The following is a 17811-nucleotide window of genomic DNA, read 5'->3' as shown; positions in this document are numbered from 1 at the left end:
TGCCATTCGTCCGAACTGAGTGCGGCTCTCAATACGATGTCCACCTCCTCAAGGTAGCTCATCCACATCGGCTTGCCCTTAAAGGTGGCGTTCTCTGGGTGCCCTTGCTTCTGACATAGCGCCCTCGCCGCCTTCTCCCTTGGTGTCTGTCCTTTGGCCATGCACTTAGGCTATGCACAAAATGCAGCGCCATGCACTTAATGCACCAATACCTGTTGACAGACCCATAATGCAGTGCCTTATATGCACATACCCAAAATGCATTGGGCAACATTGGAGAGAACGAATGAGACTGACCGCTGACTGGGCCTCGTCAAACGGCGCCGAGCGCTTCCTGAATTTGGTGCTTCGGCCGTTTGGCTTGGACAGCTTTGTTGAGCTGCACAAGGTGGGAAGCTGGCAGCTGGGCTTTGACGGGCCCGATGAAGACCACACGGGTTGGGACATCTGGATGGGACCTGTTCACATCCTTATCGAACGGGTTTGACACTTGGGGGCGGGCGTTGGTCCGCCTCCTCCCTCTCCCTATCAGTGCATTTTTCATAACGGAGATAGCCCGATGATTGCCACCATGTCCTCTTGGCGTACCCTAGACCCCCTGCCCTCCTTCATGCCGGGCATTGCCCCCGTGACGGATGGCGATGCGGCCGTATTTGCGGAGCGCTACCTTGAGCCGGCCCGGCGCCCCGACTTCATGGCAGACCACAGGGGAGGCGACACGCTGGCCCGTTGGTGGCCGCGCCTGGATAGCGACACCCGGCATATGATCTTTGTGGACTGCATGTTGTCGGATGGTGCGGTACCGTACGACCAACGCCTAGAAGCTGTGGACCGCAACCCCCGGCGCAATGCCTTCCTGACGGAGGAGTGAGACCCCATGTTCATCCGAGCATATCTCCGCGCTTCCACTGAAGAGCAGGACGCAACGCGGGCAAAGGCAGCGCTTGAAAGGTTCTGTGAGGAACGGGGCCTCAAGGTGGCGGCCTTCTATGTGGAGAACGAGAGCGGCGCGAAGCTCGACCGACCCGAGTTGTTCCGCCTTCTAGAGGACTGCCATCCGGGCGACATTCTGCTGACCGAACAGGTGGACCGCCTAAGCCGACTTAGGGCCGACGACTGGGAACGGCTCAAGGGCGAGATAAGGAGTCGAGGGGTGAAGGTGGTGGCTCTCGACCTGCCCCCTTCCTACCAGATGGCCACGAGCGCGGATGAATATACGGCCTGGATGGTTGAGGCCTTTAACAACATGATGCTCGACATGTTGGCTCTGTTCGCTCGAAAAGACTATGTGGACCGAAGGAGGCGAGCAGCAGAGGGGATTGCAAAGGCCAAAGCCAATGGGGTCTACAAGGGCCGCCCTGAGGACGAGGCCCGCAACACGCGAATCATGGATCTGCTGCGACAGGGATGGAGCTATGGAAGCATTCAGGAACACATGGCGCACCCCATGACGAAGAACGGGAAGGCCGTGTTTGAAAACGGCAAGCGCAAGATGTCTGTGCCATCGGCCCATACCATCGCCAAACTCGCAAAGCGGCTCAAGGAAGAGTCCTCCGAGTAATACCGGGGGCTTTAGCCACTGGCCATGAGGACGCGCCCCAATAGCGCCTCACCCTTGAGCGTCAACCGGACGTGCTTGGCGCGGCCATCATCGAGCGACGGCACAAGCTCCACTAGACCCATGCCCTCCTCACCTTCCCTTATGCCCGGCCCCAAGTAGCGCACGTGGCGCGACACGGTGGAAGGCGGTAGGGCGATCTGAGCTGCAAGCTCCCGCATGGATAGATGCCTTCCCGCACCCGTATCGCGGCTACCCAAAGCCACGCCTAGAAAGGTGGCGATGAGGGCAGCATTGATTTCGCGTTGCTCAGCGATGAACATGCGGTTGACTTCGAGGAGGGCTCGAAGGGTCAGATGAGACGACATGATGGCACCACTTGCGGTATTATGTTACCGCATCATATGGTATCACCAGTCAGCCTGACTAGGGTCGATGTGGTATTATTTTACCGTTACATGAGGTGACGACGTGCAGGGCTTCTTTGGAACGCTGGCCTTTATCGCTGTCGGGGCGGGGTTCCCGATTGTCTACATGTGGTCTCTCGGCCAGTTCGTAGGCCAAAAGACGGCACCAAAATGGGCGAAGGCCCTAGTGCTGTTGGTTGCTTCTCTCGCCATCGGGTACTCGACGCTGCTGGCGGTTGTGCAGAATGGGTTTGGCGACGCGGTGTCTCTCCTCTTGGGGGGCCTGCTGGCCGGGAGTGGGATTACCGGCATTGTGGCGTTGCAAGAGAGCTTTAAGGGCCAACAGGACGTGGCCGAATGATCCCGTGGATTGCGGAGGGTGAGAAGTTTTCTCTAATCGGGCTTCAGACTGCCACTGACAGCAGCGTGTCCGATGGGCCGATTGCCGAGGGGCTCGAAGCCTACACGTCCTTGAAGCTGGACATGCCCGGACACTGGCGGGAATGGCTTGGGACCATGAGGGTGGAAGACATCGAGGCCAGCACCCTAATCCTCGTCAGCCGCCAGAAGTCGCGGAGTCCAAAAGTCCTGGATGGTGAGAACCAGTTTCTGGGCCATAAGGTGGGTCGGTGGCTCACGGGGCTACAACTAGTCTGCCCGCTGAGCGTCTACGAAGAGCCAATCAACGCAAGCGGCTGCTTCCTCAACGGTGAACTTGATGTCCGCCAAGTGGGCACCTTGCACCGCTTCCATGACAACCTCATTGACCTTCGCCGTGAGGTTTCGGTGGATCACCTGGTAGATGCGGCCGGCATTGTCACCGTGCTTGAACGCCTAATGGAGAACCCAGGCCCGCACTTATGGCGGCTAATGCGGTGCCTTGAAATCTACCAGAAGGCTAGGACCCTTGCCGACCCTATGGATCGTGTTCATCAATTCGTCCGCTGCATTGAGGGCATGTTGGCGACAACCACCGGCAACTCTAGGTCTCGCTTCAAGAGTCGAACGGAGCTGTTCATCGGCCCAAATCACCACGAGCTGATGGGAGCTATCTTCGACAAGAGGAGCGAGGTGGAGCACTTACATGAGGATGAGAGCTTGGTGGAGTTCGACCGGACCAAGCGCCTAGAGATTGCGAAGATGGAGGTGATGGTTTCGGAACTTGCCCGCTACGTCCTTCACCGCATCCTCTCAGACTCAGACCTCGCCTTGCGCTTGGGCAGTAAGAAGTTGCTGGAGGATTTCTGGGGTCTAGAGGCGCCCGAGCGCCGAGCAATATGGGGTGAGCCGTACGACCTGATGTCCCCACTCAAGGGGTTCCGCGAAGACTGGATTAGTGACCGGGACCTAGGGGCCGACTACCCCTAGTGCTGGACATTCGGCCCGAGCACCGCCCCGATGCGGTTCTTAAGCTTCTCCCGTAGGTCCGCCGCGTCGGTCCACGTGATGTGGTTGAACTGGCGTGTGTCGAAATGCACATGATCGATGTGGTCGGCCTTCACGGTCCAGATGACTGGAATGCCTAAGCCCTGAGCAAAACCGGCCTCGTAGTAGACCCCGCCCCTAGGGAGGGGAGTTGGGTCGCCCTTCTTATCGAGCACCACCACTCCCTTCGCATCCTTCGCTAGGTGACGTGAGCCCTTAGATCTCCTCCAAAAATGAGTAGAGTCCGTCCATTAAAGGAGACGGACAATGAAGGCTTCGCGGTTCAGCGAGGAACAGATTATCGGCATGATCAAGGAGCAGGAGGCCGGGATGCCGACTGCCGATGTGTGCCGCAAGCATGGCGTGAGCAGCGCGACGTTTTACAAGTACAAGGCCAAGTTCGGCGGCATGGACGTCAGCGAGGCACGGCGGCTCAAGGTCCTGGAAGACGAGAACGCCCGGCTCAAGAAGCTGTTGGCCGAGGCGATGCTGGACAACGCCATGCTCAAGGATCTCAGCACAAAAAAATGGTAACGCCCGCCGTCAGGCGAGAAGCCGTGGCTTACCTCTGCGAGGCCTTCGCGGTGAGCCAGCGTCGGGCGTGTTCGGTGATCGGGGTTGATCGAACATCGGTGCGTCATGTGAGCACGCGATCCGATGATCAGGCCGTTCGGGCACGGCTGCGCGAACTGGCGGCCGTGCGCCGCCGGTTCGGCTATCGCCGGCTGCATGTGCTGTTGGATCGGGAGGGGATCATGCTCAACCACAAGAAGCTGCGTCGGATCTATGCCGAGGAACGGCTGCAGGTTCGCCGTCGCGGCGGCCGCAAAAGAGCCTTGGGTACACGGGCGCCCATGGTCCTGCCGTCAGGTCCGAACCAGCGTTGGTCCCTCGATTTTGTCAGCGATGCGCTGACCGATGGTCGACGCTTCCGCATCCTGTGCATTGTCGATGACTATACCAGGGAATGCCTCTGCCTGATCGCCGATACATCGCTGTCCGGGCTTCGGGTGGCGCGAGAACTGGATCTGCTCATGGTCCAGCGTGGCCGACCGCACACTGTGGTCAGTGACAACGGGACGGAACTGACCAGTATGGCAATCCTGCGCTGGAGCCAGGATCGGCGGATTGAATGGCACTACACCGCGCCCGGCAAGCCGACACAGAACGCGTTCGTGGAGAGCTTCAACGGCCGGCTGCGTGACGAACTGCTCAACGAGACCCTGTTCACCTCATTGGCACACGCCAGGTTCAACCTGGCGGCCTGGAAGGAGGACTACAACACAGTCAGACCACATGGCAGCCTTGGCAATCTGCCGCCGGCCATCTACGCAAAACTCAACGCTCCCGGCATGCAATGGGACGGAGCGCTTGAGCAACTGGGGAGCACCGCGCTCCCTCCCATTGCACCACCGAGCCCGAAAGGCTCAAACGACGAAAGGACTCTGCTCTCGGCTGGATGAAGTCGGGGGCTCACGTCATAGGCCACACGTGAAGTCTGCCACGACAAAGCGGGACCGGCGTATCTCCGCAATGATCTCATCGTCTATGCGGTTGGCATGTTCCTTCTGGTCGATCCTCATGGGGACATATCCGGCATCACGGATGGCTGGCTCTATGCCGTCCTTATAGGCAGATGAGACTTCGGGGTCGAACCACATGGCGACAAACGCTTGATCGGACCTGAAAGTCGTCTTGTCGAGCTGCTCTAGGTAATTCCAACCAGCGATTGTTAGTGCAATATCTCCACGGTACTTACCATCCATCAGCATCCCCTGCGCGAACCCATAGGAAGCTAAGGCATCCAGCTCCCCGTCGTCTGCGCATTCACTCCAAGCCCGTGCTCCAGTGCGTGTATAGGTGACCCGCGCCAAGCTCTCTGTGTCCATATCCTGACGCTGTATCCAGCGCGTGGATGCTCCAATGCTAGAAAGTTGGCGCCCCAGGAACTGATAGAGTCGTTGGACGCGCTCAAGCACTGCCATGCGAGGCCGGGAGGTGATTTCCTGAAGGTTGCTTGTGGTCACCACCGCTGTCTCTGCGCCCAGTCGCATCTGGTCTACAATCCAGACCGCAAGCTTCGCCTTCTCAACCAGACTGAGCGCCCCAACCCACTCCACAGTGGTGCCGGATAGCCGGTACTCCCCACCCAGCGGCCTACAGTGGATGCGCCTGTAGTCCCCCCCAACAATGACGGTCGCTTCCGCGTATCCTGTTACCGGGCAACCCTTAATCTACAACACCATCACCGCCCCCTTTACCTAGAGGATGCAACCAACCACGAGTCGCAGCTTGAGGTCATCTCCGGATTTGAGCGAGGAGGTGTCTGTCACACGGAGGTCACATCAGTTCAACCGGAGTTCCGCTCCCGGTGGCCACACGCGCCAAGCCCTTGCCCCAAGCGCGACGGCAGGCTAGCGTCCATAAAGCAGTTGATTTTCAGTAGCTTGCTTAAGGATCGATGGCGGAGAGAGAGGGATTTGAACCCCCGATGGAGTTGCCCCCATGCCGCATTTCGAGTGCGGTGCAATCGACCACTCTGCCATCTCTCCGCGAGATCGATGAAAGCCCCGAGGGGCCCGTGCAGTCGACACGGGGCGGCTTATGGCATAGCCGCAACCGGCCTGCAACTCCCCTTTGCCGCATTCGCCTGGCTTTGCGCCCGGGCCAGGCCGGCACCGGCCGCCCCGTCACATTTTTGTGCGTTGACCATCCAAGCGCCAACCCGTTGCGTTCAAGCCCTGCAATGCACAACAACGGGAGACGACAATGGTAAAACGGCGTGAACTGATGGCCGGCATGGCCACCCTATCCCTGCTGTCCATCGGCGGCGGCCATCTGGGAGCAGCCTTTGCTCAGGATGCCACCCTTGACGGCGACGCGATCCCCACCGCTGACGGCGACATCATCGTCCACCCGATCGACCATGCCAGCCTGCTGCTCGGCTACGGCGACCAGGTGATCTATGTCGATCCGGTCGGCGGCGCCGCGCTGTATGAAGGCCTGCCCGCCGCCACCGCCATCCTCATCACCCATGGCCATGGCGACCATTTCGATCTGGCTACGCTCGAGGCCATTGCCGGCAGCGCGCCGATCATCACCAGCCAGGAAGTCTTCGACCAGCTGCCCGAGGGGCTCAAGGCCCAGGCAACAGCGCTGGCCAATGGCAGCGGCGGCACGCTCAACGGCATCGCCGTCAGCGCCATTCCCGCGCATAATACCACCGCCGACCGCATGAACTATCACCCCGTGGGCGTGGGCAATGGCTATCTCATCACCCTGGGCGACAAGGTGGTCTATGTGGCCGGCGATACCGAGCCCACGCCCGAAATGCTGGCGCTGACCGGCATTGCCGTGGCCTTCCTGCCGATGAACCTGCCCTATACCATGACGCCAGAGCAGGCGCTCGAGGCGATCAACACCTTCAAGCCGGCAATCGTCTACCCCTATCACTATGGCGACAGTGACCTCAGCGTGCTCGAAACCGGCATCAATGCCGACACCGAACTGCGCCTGGCCAACTGGTATCCCAACGGCGGCTGAACCGCCCGTTCCGCTTGACTCTTGGGGCATTTGCCCTGATAAGCGCCCTCGGAATTGCGCGCAGGCTGGTCTTGCGCGCTGCCTTTGTTTGAAAACGCTGTTCGAGGTTGCCCGCCGGCCTGATCGCCGGCACGCATTCACGAAGACCGCAGGATTCGGGGCTTGCCCTGCGGCGCCACAGGACGCGACACAATGGGACCGGGCGTTTGACGCTCCCGGTTAAGCTATGACTTTTGCCGTGATCAAAACCGGTGGCAAGCAGTACAAGGTTGCCGCCAACGACGTTCTCAAGATTGAAAAGCTCGATGCTGAAGCCGGCACCATCGTCACCTTCGACCAGGTGCTGATGATTGACGGCGAAGTGGGCGCACCGCTGATCGAGGGCGCTACCGTCGCCGCCGAACTGCTGGAGACTCGCAAGCAGAAGACGGTCATCATCTTCAAGAAGAACCGTCGCCACAATTACCGTCGTCGCAACGGCCACCGCCAGTTGCTCTCGACCGTGCGCATCACCGAGATCCTGACGGGCGGCGCCAAGCCAACCATCAAGGCGGCTGGTATTGCTGCCCCAACCGAAACCGTAGTCGCCGGCAAGCCGGCCAAGGTTCGCGCCGCCGCCAAGGCAGCCGCCGCGACTGAAGCCACCGAGGCCAAGGCCCCGGCAAAGAAGGCTCCGGCAAAGAAGGCTCCGGCCAAGAAGGCTGCCCCCAAGGCCGCTGCCAAGCCAGCCGCCACCGACGACGCTGCCGCTGAAAAGCCGGCAAAGAAGGCCGCGGCCAAGAAGGCTGCACCCAAGGCCGACAAGGAATAAGGAGCTAGAAGATGGCACACAAAAAAGCAGGCGGTTCATCCCGCAACGGTCGTGATACCGCTGGCCGTCGTCTCGGCGTCAAGAAGTTCGGTGGCGAAGTTGTCGTTGCCGGCAACATCATCATCCGTCAGCGCGGTACCAAGTGGCACCCCGGCACGGGCGTTGGCCTGGGCAAGGATCACACCATCTACGCACTGGTCGACGGCAATGTGTCGTTCCGCACCAAGGCCAATTCGAAGGTGTTCGTTTCTGTCGACCCGGCTATGGCCGCCGAATAACCCGGCAGGTTTCTCGAACCCGGCCGGTGACCTGTTCCCCGGCTCGTGTTCGCGACCAAGCGAAATTGATAAGGGGAACCGGTTCGCCGGTTCCCCTTTTCGCATTATTGATTTGAGCACAACCATGGACAGCTTCAAGGACCGCCTCCCCGCCTCGCTTGCGACGGATCGCCTGCTGCTGACCACGCCGACCCTGGCCCATGTCCCCGACATTGCCCGGCTCGCCAATAATGCGCGCGTGCATCAGGTGATGTCGCGCCTGCCCTTTCCCTATACCGAGGACGACGCCCGGTTTTTTGTCGAGCAGGTCGTTCCCGACCCCGATGAGCGCTGCTACGCCATTCTCGACGGCGCCGGCAGCTTCATGGGCGTGGTCGGCCTGCGTTTCGACGCCAATGCACTGCCCGAGCTCGGCTACTGGCTGGGTGAACCCTTCTGGGGCCATGGCTATGCCACCGAAGCGGCCAGCGCCGTTGTCGCCGCAGCCCGGGCCGCCGGCATCCCGGCCTTGCGCTCGCGCGCGCTGCTGACCAATACGCCCTCGCACAACGTGCTGCGCAAGCTGGGCTTCAGCATTATCGGCGAGGGCACCGACAAGACGGGCAACCTGGCGGGCAAGCCCCTGGCCCTGATGCGGCTGGAGTTCGCGCCATGACCACCAGGGATGCCCTGCCCGTTGTCATCACCAGTGCCCGGCTGACCCTGCGGGCACCCGTTCTGGCCGACCTCGACCAGTTGGTGGCCCTGGCCAACAACTGGAAGGTCGTCGAATCCACCGCGGTCATGCCCTTTCCCTATCGGCCGGCCGATGGCCTGGCCTTTCTCGGCGGTCTCGACGACCCCGCCAATCCGCGCGCCTATGCCATCAGCACCGCCGGCACCTTCATGGGCGTGGTCAGTCTGAAATTTGCCCAGGCGGTGCCCGAGCTGGGCTATTGGCTGGGCGAGCCCTTCTGGGGCCAGGGCTATGCGCCTGAGGCGGTGACCGCTCTGCTGGGCGCCGTGCAGGCCACTGGCGCTATCCCCCGTGTGACCGCGCGCGTGCTGCTGAGCAATCCGGCCTCGATCCGCGTGCTGGAAAAAGCCGGCTTTACCGCCACCGAGCGCACCACCAGCGTGGTCGAGCGCCATGCCGGCAAGCCGCTGCTGGTCATGGGGTGGACGGCATCATAAACACCACCTTGCATACGCCGCGCCTGATCCTGCGGCCGCCCCAGGTCGGCGATGCCGAACCCATTGCGCGCTACCTCAATGATTTTGAAGTGGCCGGCAATCTGGCGCGCGTGCCCTTCCCGTACCATATCAGCGATGCCAGGGCCTGGCTGCGCACGCGCAAGCCTGGCCTGCCGGCGATGGAAACCACGTTTTCCATCGAACTGCCCGACCAGGGCTTTGTCGGCCATATCGGCTTTCATGCCGGGCCCAAGGGTCCCATTCTGGGCTACTGGCTGGGGCGGCCGTTCTGGAACCGGGGCATCATGACCGAAGCGGTGATTGCCAGTCTCGACTGGTTTTTCGGCGCCGTACGGGCCGAGACGGTTATTTCGGGCGTTTTCGCCTTCAACACGGCCTCGCTGGCCATTCAAACCAAGCTCGGGTTTACCCAAACCGGACGCTCCACCCTGCTCTGCCTTGCGCGCGACGCCGAGGTGGAGCATATCGACACACAAATGACGCGTGGCGTCTGGAAGGCCAGACCGAAATGAAATTTCTCGATCAAGCCAAAGTCTTTATCCGCTCCGGCGATGGCGGGGGCGGCGCCGTGTCCTTCCTGCGTGAAAAGTTCGTCGAATTCGGCGGACCCAATGGCGGCAATGGCGGGCGCGGCGGTGACGTCGTGCTCGAATGCGTCGACGGGCTCAATACCCTGATCGATTATCGCTACCAGCAGCACTTCAAGGCCAATACCGGCACCCATGGCATGGGCAAGAACCGTACCGGCGCCGATGGCGTGGATTCGGTACTGCGCGTGCCCGTCGGCACCCAGGTCTTTGAAGACGACAACGAAACCCTGATCGCCGACATGACCGAAGTGGGCCAGCGCGTCGTGCTGCTCTCGGGCGGTAATGGCGGCTTTGGCAATGCGCACTTCAAGACATCAGCCAACCAGGCCCCGCGCCACGCCAATCCCGGCCAGCTGGGCGTGGAAAAATGGGTCTGGCTGCGGCTCAAGCTGATCGCTGACGCGGGCCTGGTCGGCGAACCCAATGCCGGCAAGTCGACCTTCCTGGCCGCCGTCTCGGCCGCCAAGCCCAAGATCGCCGCCTATCCCTTCACCACCCTGCACCCCAATCTGGGCGTGGTCTCGATCGGCGAGCGCGATTTCGTGCTGGCCGATATTCCCGGCCTGATCGAGGGTGCCAGCGAAGGCGTCGGCATTGGCGACCGGTTCCTCGGTCATATCGAGCGCTGCGGCGTGCTGATCCATCTCATCGATGGCACCCAGGACGATGTCGGCCGGGCCTACAAGTCGATCCGCTACGAGCTGGCCGCCTATGACGAACGTCTGGGCGAAAAGCAGGAAATCGTGGTGCTCAACAAGATCGACTCCATCCCGGCCGACGAGCTCAAGGAAAAGGTCAAGCTGCTCAAAAAGCTGAGCAAGCAGGACGTGCTGCAGGTCTCGGCCGTGACCGGCAAGGGCACCGACATGGTGCTCTACGGCATCATCGAAGCCCTCGATGCGCAAAAGGCTGCCAAGCTCGAGGCGGCGCGGCGCAAGGTCGAGCCGAACTGGGCCCCCTGATGCGTGCCAATGCCCTCGCGCCCTATAAGCGCCTGACCATCAAGATCGGCTCGGCCCTGCTTGTCGACAAGCAGGGCGAGCTGCGTTCGGCATGGCTGGCCGATCTGGCCGAGGACATTGCCGCACTCAAAGCGCAGGGACGCGATATCGTCATCGTCTCGTCCGGCGCCATTGCGCTGGGACGGGGCCTCTTGGGCCTTTCGGCCACGGCCCTGACGCTCGAACAGAGCCAGGCCGCCGCCAGCGCCGGCCAGATCGCCCTCAGCCAGGCCTGGGCGACGGCTCTGGGGCGCCACGCCATCGTCACGGGGCAGATCCTGATCACCCCCAATATTACCGAAGAGCGGCGCTATTATCTCAATGCCCGCACCACGATTTCCACCCTGCTGGGCCTGGGCGCGGTGCCCATCATCAACGAGAATGACAGCGTCGCCACCGCCGAAATCCGCTATGGCGACAATGATCGCCTGTCGGCCCGCGTCGCTACCATGATCGAGGCCGATTGCCTTGTCCTGCTCAGCGACATTGACGGGCTCTATACCGCCCCGCCCGCGACCCATCCCGACGCCCGACATCTGCCCGAAGTCGCCAGCATCACCCCGGCGATCGAGGCCATGGCGGGCGGCGCCGCCAGCCACCTGTCGCGCGGCGGCATGACCACCAAAATCGAGGCCGGCAAGATTGCCACCCAGGCCGGCACGGCCATGCTGATTGCCAAGGGCACCGAGAGCCATCCGCTCCAGGCGCTGGCCGAGGGCGCCCGCCACACCCTGTTCCATCCTGCCCAGAGCCGAGCCCAGGCGCGCAAGCGCTGGATCATGGGCACGTTGACGGTCTCGGGAACCGTGCAGGTCGATGCCGGCGCCGCCAGGGCGCTGCAGACCGGCAAGTCGCTGCTGCCGGTGGGCGTCACCAAGGTCAGCGGCGCCTTCGGCCGGGGCGACGCCATCGGCGTCAACAATCCCGACGGCGTCGAAATCGCCCGCGGCCTGGCCTCGCTGCACAGCGAGGAGGCGCGCCTCGTCATGGGCAAGCATAGCGATACCGTGGTTGAGCTGCTGGGTGCCGGCAATCGCCCCGCGCTGATCCACCGCGACAATCTGGTGCTGGTGGGCGCCAAGGAGGACAGCCATGAGAACCATCATGAGCCAAGCTGAAAACCCCGTCGCCCTGACCGAGATCATGGCCGAAATCGGCCGCAACGCCCGCATCGGCGCCAGGGCCCTGGCTTTGGCGACGCCCGAGCAGAAGCGCACGGCGCTGCTGACCGCGGCCGGCGCCATCAATGCCCATCGCAAGGCCATCCTGGGCGCCAATGCCAAGGATATGGCAGCCGCCCGGACTAAAGGCATTTCGGCCGCCTTTCTCGACCGGCTTGAACTGACCGATGCCCGCATCGACGGCATCGTCGAAGCCGTCAAGACCATTGCCGAACTGCCCGATCCGGTCGGCAGCATCATCGCCGAATGGGACCGGCCCAATGGCCTCCATATCGAGCGCGTTCGGACGCCGCTCGGCGTCATCGGCGTGATCTTTGAATCGCGCCCCAATGTGACCGCCGATGCCGGCGCGCTGGCCATCAAGTCGGGCAATGCGGTGATCCTGCGTGGCGGCAGCGACAGCTTTCATTCCAGCCACGCTCTGGTCGACTGCATACTTGACGGCCTGCACCTGGCCGGCCTGCCGGTGGAATGTGTGCAGCTGGTGCCCACCACCGATCGCGCCGCGGTCGGCGAAATGCTCAAGGGCCTGGACGGCAATATCGACGTTATCGTGCCGCGCGGCGGCAAGACCCTGGTCGCCCGCGTCCAGGCCGACGCCCGCGTGCCGGTCTTTGCCCATCTCGAGGGCCTGGTGCATGTCTATATCGACAAGTCAGCCGACCTCGACAAGGCCGTCGCCGTCACCCTCAATGCCAAGATGCGGCGCACCGGCGTTTGTGGCGCGGCCGAGACCCTGCTCGTGCACCAGGACGTGGTGGCCACCCATCTCCGGCCCATCATCAACGCCCTGCTCGCCAAGGGCTGTGAGATCCGTGGCGACGCGGCCGTGATGGCGATGATCCCCCAGGCCACGGCGGCGACCGAGCAGGACTGGCGCACCGAATACGAGGACGCCATCATCTCGGTAAAGGTCGTCGACAGCCTCGAAGCCGCGATCGCGCACATTGAAAAGTATTCCAGCCACCACACCGAGGCGATCATCGCCGAGGACCCTGCGGCGGTCGAAAAATTCTTCAACGAGATCGACAGCGCCATCCTCGTACACAATGCCTCGACCCAGTTCGCCGATGGCGGCGAGTTCGGCTTTGGCGGCGAGATCGGCATTGCCACCGGCAAAATGCATGCCCGCGGGCCCGTCGGCGTCGAACAGCTCACCAGTTTCAAATACCGTGTCCGCGGCACCGGCCAGACGAGACCCTGACCCCTTTTGACCCTGCGCCATCCCCTTCATATTCCCGGCATTACCGAGCTGCCGCCCTCCGGGACCGGCATGCGCATCGGCCTGTTCGGCGGCAGCTTCAACCCGATCCATCAGGGTCACCGGCTTGTCGTCGAGGAAACGCTGCGGCGGCTCGACCTCGACGCGATCTGGGTGCTGGTGACGCCCGGCAACCCGCTCAAAGACAACCATGACCTGGCGCCGCTGGCCGATCGCGTTACCGCGGCGCGCGAGTTGCTCGACCATCCCCGGGTGCGGGTCACCGGCTTTGAAGCGGCGCATGGCTTCACCTATTCCTGGCAGACCATCCGGTTTTTGACCAGTTCCATGCCCGATCGGCACTTCGTCTGGATCATGGGCGCCGACAATCTGGTCAATTTCAGCCGCTGGGAACGCTGGCGCGATATCGCCGCCATGGTGCCGCTGGCGGTCTATGTGCGGCCCGGCTCCGGGCGGCTGGCCCCGGTCTCCATGGCGGCCAGCGCCCTGGCCCAGTGGCGGGTGGATGAGGACGATGCCACCACCCTGGCGCGCCTGCCGGCACCCGCCTGGGTGTACCTCCATGGCCGCCAGTCGCCGCTCTCGTCATCGGCCATTCGGGCCCGTCGGCAGGACGTTAAGCCAAAATGAAGACGCAATCTTGATAAACCGTCATCAAAAGCGCATATTGACCTAGTGTGATATACGTCACCAGACAGGAACTGCCTGCTTGCCGTTTGCAAAGACGCCTGCACATTCCGATCAACTACCAAGGATGCTGATCCCCCGCATGACCCATGCACGCGCATGGGCGGAAGGCCATTGATGATGGCCGCCCTGCCCGAAAACACCGCCACTCCCGTCGCCCCTACGCTCGCGACCCCGGAACGCCCCATGATCGATGTGATCCTGAACTGCCTTGACGATGCCAAGGCCGAGGGCATCGTTGCCGTCGATATCATTGGCAAGTCCTCGCTGGCCGATCACATGGTCGTCGCCTCGGGCCGCTCGCAGCGCCATGTCGGCGCCGTGGCGGACCAGCTGGTCAACGCCCTGCGCGATGCCGGTCACGGCAAGCCCCGCATTGAGGGCCTGCCCCATTGCGATTGGGTCCTGGTCGATGCCGGCGATGTCATCGTCCACATCTTCCGCCCCGAAGTGCGCGAGTTCTACAACATCGAAAAGATGTGGCAGGCCGATTTCGCGGCTGACGCGCACTAGAGCGACCCCGTGCGCCTCACCATTGCGGCCGTCGGTCGCATGAAGGCCGGGCCGGAGCGCGAGATGGTATCCCGCTATCTCGACCGCGCCGTCGGCGGCGGCAAGCCGCTGGCGCTGACGGGCTTTGACGTCATCGAGCAGACCGAGTCGCGCGCCTCCTCGTCCGCCAGCCGCAAGGCCGACGAAGCCAAGGCGCTGCGCGCCGCCTTGCCCGAGGGCCTGATCGTGGCGCTGGACGAACGCGGCAAGGCCATCGCTTCGGAGGCACTCGCCAACCAGATCGGCCGCTGGCGCGATGACGGCCGCCCGGCCGTAAGCTTTGTCATCGGTGGCGCCGATGGCCTCGACCCCGATTTCGTTGCTGCCGCCGACCTGGTGCTGAGCTTTTCCCCCCTGACCTGGCCACACCAGCTGGTGCGCATCATGCTGGCCGAGCAGCTTTATCGCACCACCACCATTCTGGCCGGCCACCCCTATCATCGCGGCGATTGACCATCCCGCTCACGACATGGTTAAGCAGCGTTAACCTGCGGTTTTCTGCACCATTGCTATGGTGCGGCATTGATTCGGGCGCAGATCGCCCTGCTGGAGACATGATGGCGCTGGCGCCGGGCAAGAGACGGGGACTGTGGCTTGCCGGCACGCTGCTGGCGGCTTTGTCGAGCCTGCCGCTGCTGGCCCAGTCCGAAACGCCCGCGCCGACCGCCCCGCCCGCGGCAGCGCCCGCTGCTGTAACGCCCGCAGCCGCCGAACAGCCCGCCACCGTCGCCGCCCCCACCCAGTCGGACCTCGAGGCCGTCGAATCCTCGCTTTCCCTCAGCCAGCAGCGCATTGACGAGCTCAAGGCCGAAATCGCCGCCATGGAAGGCGATCGCACCCAGCAGAACGCCGCCCTGATCGCGGCGGCCCAGCGCGTCAAGCTGGCCGAAATCGAAGTTGCCGATGTCGAGACACGCCTCTCCGACCTCATCGTCGCCGAACTGGAAGTACGCGGCAGGCTCGATGGCTCACAGGCCGAGATCGCCAATGTGCTGGCGGCCCTCGAACGCATCTCGCTCAACCCGCCGCCGGCGCTGATCGTCGATCCCGACGACGCCCTGGGCTCGGCCCGCAGCGCCATCCTGATCGCCGCCATCGTGCCTCAGCTGCGCGCCAAGGCCGAATCGGTCACCGCCGACCTGACCGAGCTGACCCGCATCAAGACCGCCGCTCTGGCCGAGGAAGCCACGCTGCGCGCCAACCATGCCGTGCTCGAGGAAGAGCAGTTGCGCATCGCCACCCTCATTGCCGCGCGCAAGCAAGGCATTGGCGTGCGCACGACGCAGCTGGCGGCCGAAGAGCAAGAGGCCGTCGCCCTGGCAGCCAGGGCTTCCACGCTCAAGGAACTGGTCGATTCGCTTTCGGCCCAGGTCAGCTCGGTGTCCGAGGCAGCCGCGGCGGCTGATGCCGGCCTCGACCCCGACCTGCCGGTGATGACCCCCGAAGCCATCCAGCTGGCCCTGGCCAACAGCGCCCGTACCGAGCCGGCCATCCCCTTTGGCGTTGCCCGCGGCTATCTCACCATGCCGGCCAATGGCGTCAACGTGCTCGATTACGGGGCCAGCGATGGCTTTGGCGGCATCAATCACGGCATCTCCTTGGTCACCCGGGCCGAGGCCCAGGTTGTGGCTCCGGCCGATGGCTGGGTGCTGTATAAGGGCCCCTACCTCAATTATGGCCAAATCGTCATCCTCAATAGCGGTCAAGGCTACACCATGCTGCTGGCCGGGCTGGATGCCGTCACGGTCGATATCGGTCAGTTCGTGCAAATGGGCATGCCGCTGGGCACCATGGGTTCACGCACAATTGGCCGCACGGTCACCACCAATGCTGGCGCGGACCAGCCGACCCTCTATATTGAACTTCGACAAAACAATGAGCCCGTCGATCCCACCGGCTGGTGGGCGACCCCGACACAGAGTGGATAGAACCCTCATGCGCCTGCTTCCCTTCCGCGCCACCATCCTTGCCTTGGCGCTGCTGCTGCCCCTTGCCCCCCTGCATGCGCAGGACGCACCGGCGCAGGTCGAGCCCGTTCCCGGGGCCGAGGAGATCGAGCCCGATCCCGCCGCTGCGGCCGGCAAGCCCCGCGATCCGCTCGAAATCTATGCCGACCTCAACCTGTTCGGCGAAATCTTCGACCGCATTCGCGCCGAATATGTCGATCCACCCGATGAGCAGGAGCTGATCCGCGCCGCCATCCAGGGCATGCTGACCTCGCTCGACCCCCATTCGGGCTATCTGCCGCCAGCCGACTATGACGACATGCGCCAGGACACGTCCGGCGAGTTTGGCGGCCTGGGCATTGAAGTGACCATGGAAGAGGGCGTCATCAAGGTGGTCTCGCCCATCGATGACACACCGGCCGCCAAGGCCGGCATCATGGCCAATGACCTGATCGTCGAACTCGACGGTGTCCAGGTCCAGGGCCTTACCCTGGACGAGGCCGTCGGCAAGATGCGCGGCCCCATCGGCACCGGCATCAAGGTCACCGTGGTACGCGAAGGGGTCGAAAAGCCGCTGGACTTCGAACTGACCCGCGCTGTCATCGCCATGCGCGCCGTGCGCTATTCGCTTGAAGGCGAAGCGGGCGATGTCGCCGTGATCCGCCTGTCGCGCTTCTCCGAACAGGCGTTTGTGGGCATCGAAAAGGCCATCAAGGATGTCTATGCCGATCGTGACGGCGTGGCGCCCAAGGGCATTATCCTCGATCTGCGCAACAATCCGGGCGGCCTGGTCGATCAGTCCGTCTATGTGGCCGATGCCTTCCTCAAGCAGGGCGCCGTGGTGCTCACCCGTGGTCGCCTGCCCGAGGAAAGCGCCCGCTATGACGCCCAGCCAGACGCGCTGGACGCCCAGATCGCCGACGTGCCGCTGGTGGTGCTGATCAATGGCGGCTCGGCCTCGGCCTCCGAAATTGTTGCCGGCGCCTTGCAGGATCACAAGCGTGCCACGGTCGTGGGAACCCGTTCCTTCGGCAAGGGCTCGGTGCAGTCGATCATCTCGCTAGGTCCCGACGGCGCCATGCGCCTGACGACCGCGCGTTACTACACGCCCAACAACCGCTCCATCCAGGCCGTCGGCATTACCCCCGACATCGAGATCTTCCAGAACGTGCCCGAAGAACTCCAGGGCCGCGACGAGATCATCGGCGAGGCAGGCCTGGCCGGCCACATCACCATCGAGGGCCAGGAGGAGACCACCGTCGGCTCCTCGGTTTACGTGCCCGCCGACAAGGCTGAAGATACCCAGCTGCAATATGCTATCCGCCTGATCGATGGCGGGGAAACCGACGACGCCTTTCCGCCCAAGGCGGAATAGTCCGTCCCTGTGGTATGAAATTGCTGGGGCGGGGCAGCTGA

The 17811-nt window shown here is 63.1% G+C and carries 23 protein-coding genes and 1 tRNA gene; 20 read left to right on the top strand and 4 right to left on the bottom strand.

All coding sequences use genetic code 11. The features are described from left to right. Positions 1 to 286: 286 nt before the first annotated feature. From GDR53_RS09855 to GDR53_RS09845, 3 genes are all read left to right on the top strand, one after another. A complete protein-coding gene (locus GDR53_RS09855; RefSeq protein ID WP_193337874.1) occupies positions 287 to 487 on the top strand; it encodes a hypothetical protein in 201 nt (66 codons plus the stop codon). A gap of 72 nt (positions 488 to 559) precedes the next feature. Next, positions 560 to 871, top strand: coding sequence for a hypothetical protein (locus tag GDR53_RS09850; RefSeq protein WP_193337873.1), 312 nt, complete (start codon positions 560 to 562; stop codon positions 869 to 871). Positions 872 to 877: 6 nt separating this feature from the next. Beyond that, positions 878 to 1561: a recombinase family protein gene (locus GDR53_RS09845; protein WP_193337872.1), complete on the top strand. Its 684-nt coding sequence runs from the start codon at positions 878 to 880 to the stop codon at positions 1559 to 1561. An 11-nt stretch (positions 1562 to 1572) separates the two neighbouring features. Here GDR53_RS09845 and GDR53_RS09840 read toward each other — a convergent pair whose 3' ends face one another. Further along, positions 1573 to 1881, bottom strand: a complete 309-nt coding sequence (locus GDR53_RS09840) for a helix-turn-helix domain-containing protein (protein ID WP_193337871.1) — start codon at positions 1879 to 1881, stop codon at positions 1573 to 1575. A 148-nt stretch (positions 1882 to 2029) separates the two neighbouring features. On the opposite strand from GDR53_RS09840, the gene GDR53_RS09835 reads away from it, so the two are divergent. Continuing rightward, positions 2030 to 2326 carry a hypothetical protein gene (locus GDR53_RS09835; protein WP_193337870.1) on the top strand — a complete coding sequence of 99 codons (297 nt, stop codon included), beginning with the start codon at positions 2030 to 2032 and terminating at the stop codon, positions 2324 to 2326. Further along, on the top strand, positions 2323 to 3333 hold the full coding sequence (locus tag GDR53_RS09830; RefSeq protein WP_193337869.1) for a hypothetical protein: 1011 nt from the start codon (positions 2323 to 2325) through the stop codon (positions 3331 to 3333). The genes GDR53_RS09835 and GDR53_RS09830 overlap by 4 nt, the downstream gene beginning before the upstream one ends. Here GDR53_RS09830 and GDR53_RS09825 read toward each other — a convergent pair. After that, positions 3330 to 3566: a hypothetical protein gene (locus tag GDR53_RS09825; RefSeq protein ID WP_193337868.1), complete on the bottom strand. Its 237-nt coding sequence runs from the start codon at positions 3564 to 3566 to the stop codon at positions 3330 to 3332. The two genes, GDR53_RS09830 and GDR53_RS09825, sit on opposite strands and share 4 nt — an antisense overlap. Before the next feature lie 91 nt (positions 3567 to 3657). On the opposite strand from GDR53_RS09825, the gene GDR53_RS09820 reads away from it, so the two are divergent. Further along, positions 3658 to 4853 (top strand): IS3 family transposase gene (locus GDR53_RS09820; protein ID WP_193335575.1). Its coding sequence is split into 2 segments (ribosomal slippage): positions 3658 to 3907 and positions 3907 to 4853, totalling 1197 coding nucleotides; the frame shifts between segments, so codons are not numbered across the junction. A 15-nt stretch (positions 4854 to 4868) separates the two neighbouring features. Here the strand turns inward: GDR53_RS09820 and GDR53_RS09815 are convergent. Both GDR53_RS09815 and GDR53_RS09810 read right to left on the bottom strand, forming a co-directional pair. Beyond that, positions 4869 to 5156 (bottom strand): hypothetical protein, encoded by a 288-nt coding sequence (locus GDR53_RS09815; RefSeq protein WP_193337867.1) that lies wholly within the window; start codon positions 5154 to 5156, stop codon positions 4869 to 4871. Positions 5157 to 5852: 696 nt separating this feature from the next. After that, positions 5853 to 5942: transfer RNA gene (locus tag GDR53_RS09810), tRNA-Ser, on the bottom strand. A gap of 217 nt (positions 5943 to 6159) precedes the next feature. Here GDR53_RS09810 and GDR53_RS09805 point away from each other — a divergent pair. The 14 genes from GDR53_RS09805 to GDR53_RS09740 all read left to right on the top strand — a co-directional run bounded on the left by GDR53_RS09805 (position 6160) and on the right by GDR53_RS09740 (position 17770). Beyond that, the gene (locus tag GDR53_RS09805; protein ID WP_193337866.1) at positions 6160 to 6933 is read left to right on the top strand and encodes an MBL fold metallo-hydrolase; all 774 of its coding nucleotides are present in this window, start codon (positions 6160 to 6162) and stop codon (positions 6931 to 6933) included. Between the two features lie 226 nt (positions 6934 to 7159). Beyond that, on the top strand, positions 7160 to 7744 hold the full coding sequence (gene rplU / locus GDR53_RS09800; protein ID WP_193337865.1) for a 50S ribosomal protein L21: 585 nt from the start codon (positions 7160 to 7162) through the stop codon (positions 7742 to 7744). Positions 7745 to 7755: 11 nt separating this feature from the next. Continuing rightward, the gene (rpmA, locus tag GDR53_RS09795) at positions 7756 to 8022 is read left to right on the top strand and encodes a 50S ribosomal protein L27 (RefSeq protein WP_193337864.1); all 267 of its coding nucleotides are present in this window, start codon (positions 7756 to 7758) and stop codon (positions 8020 to 8022) included. 124 nt (positions 8023 to 8146) lie between these two features. Next, positions 8147 to 8677: a GNAT family N-acetyltransferase gene (locus tag GDR53_RS09790; protein ID WP_193337863.1), complete on the top strand. Its 531-nt coding sequence runs from the start codon at positions 8147 to 8149 to the stop codon at positions 8675 to 8677. Beyond that, complete coding sequence (locus tag GDR53_RS09785) at positions 8674 to 9195, top strand: GNAT family N-acetyltransferase (RefSeq protein ID WP_193337862.1); 522 nt, start codon at positions 8674 to 8676, stop codon at positions 9193 to 9195. Before GDR53_RS09790 ends, GDR53_RS09785 begins: the two co-directional genes overlap by 4 nt. A gap of 8 nt (positions 9196 to 9203) precedes the next feature. Continuing rightward, positions 9204 to 9728: a GNAT family N-acetyltransferase gene (locus tag GDR53_RS09780; RefSeq protein ID WP_193337861.1), complete on the top strand. Its 525-nt coding sequence runs from the start codon at positions 9204 to 9206 to the stop codon at positions 9726 to 9728. Continuing rightward, entirely contained in the window at positions 9725 to 10768 is a 1044-nt protein-coding gene (gene obgE, locus GDR53_RS09775; RefSeq protein ID WP_193337860.1) for a GTPase ObgE, read from the top strand. The genes GDR53_RS09780 and obgE overlap by 4 nt, the downstream gene beginning before the upstream one ends. Continuing rightward, positions 10768 to 11925: a glutamate 5-kinase gene (proB, locus tag GDR53_RS09770; RefSeq protein ID WP_408639791.1), complete on the top strand. Its 1158-nt coding sequence runs from the start codon at positions 10768 to 10770 to the stop codon at positions 11923 to 11925. Before obgE ends, proB begins: the two co-directional genes overlap by 1 nt. Beyond that, positions 11909 to 13192: a glutamate-5-semialdehyde dehydrogenase gene (locus tag GDR53_RS09765; RefSeq protein WP_193338034.1), complete on the top strand. Its 1284-nt coding sequence runs from the start codon at positions 11909 to 11911 to the stop codon at positions 13190 to 13192. Before proB ends, GDR53_RS09765 begins: the two co-directional genes overlap by 17 nt. A 6-nt stretch (positions 13193 to 13198) precedes the next feature. After that, positions 13199 to 13840 (top strand): nicotinate-nucleotide adenylyltransferase, encoded by a 642-nt coding sequence (locus GDR53_RS09760; protein WP_332872440.1) that lies wholly within the window; start codon positions 13199 to 13201, stop codon positions 13838 to 13840. Positions 13841 to 14083: 243 nt separating this feature from the next. Next, the gene (gene rsfS, locus GDR53_RS09755) at positions 14084 to 14410 is read left to right on the top strand and encodes a ribosome silencing factor (RefSeq protein ID WP_193338032.1); all 327 of its coding nucleotides are present in this window, start codon (positions 14084 to 14086) and stop codon (positions 14408 to 14410) included. A 9-nt stretch (positions 14411 to 14419) separates the two neighbouring features. Continuing rightward, positions 14420 to 14902: a 23S rRNA (pseudouridine(1915)-N(3))-methyltransferase RlmH gene (rlmH, locus tag GDR53_RS09750; protein WP_193337859.1), complete on the top strand. Its 483-nt coding sequence runs from the start codon at positions 14420 to 14422 to the stop codon at positions 14900 to 14902. 104 nt (positions 14903 to 15006) lie between these two features. Beyond that, positions 15007 to 16377, top strand: coding sequence for a murein hydrolase activator EnvC family protein (locus GDR53_RS09745; RefSeq protein WP_193337858.1), 1371 nt, complete (start codon positions 15007 to 15009; stop codon positions 16375 to 16377). A gap of 7 nt (positions 16378 to 16384) precedes the next feature. Beyond that, positions 16385 to 17770: a S41 family peptidase gene (locus GDR53_RS09740; RefSeq protein WP_193337857.1), complete on the top strand. Its 1386-nt coding sequence runs from the start codon at positions 16385 to 16387 to the stop codon at positions 17768 to 17770. The last annotated feature ends 41 nt before the right edge of the window (positions 17771 to 17811 follow it).

The organism is Devosia beringensis (assembly GCF_014926585.1).
Classification (GTDB): Bacteria; Pseudomonadota; Alphaproteobacteria; order Rhizobiales; family Devosiaceae; genus Devosia; species Devosia beringensis.
Note: the sequence above shows the minus strand (reverse complement) of the source record. Positions and strands in the feature narration are given on the sequence as shown.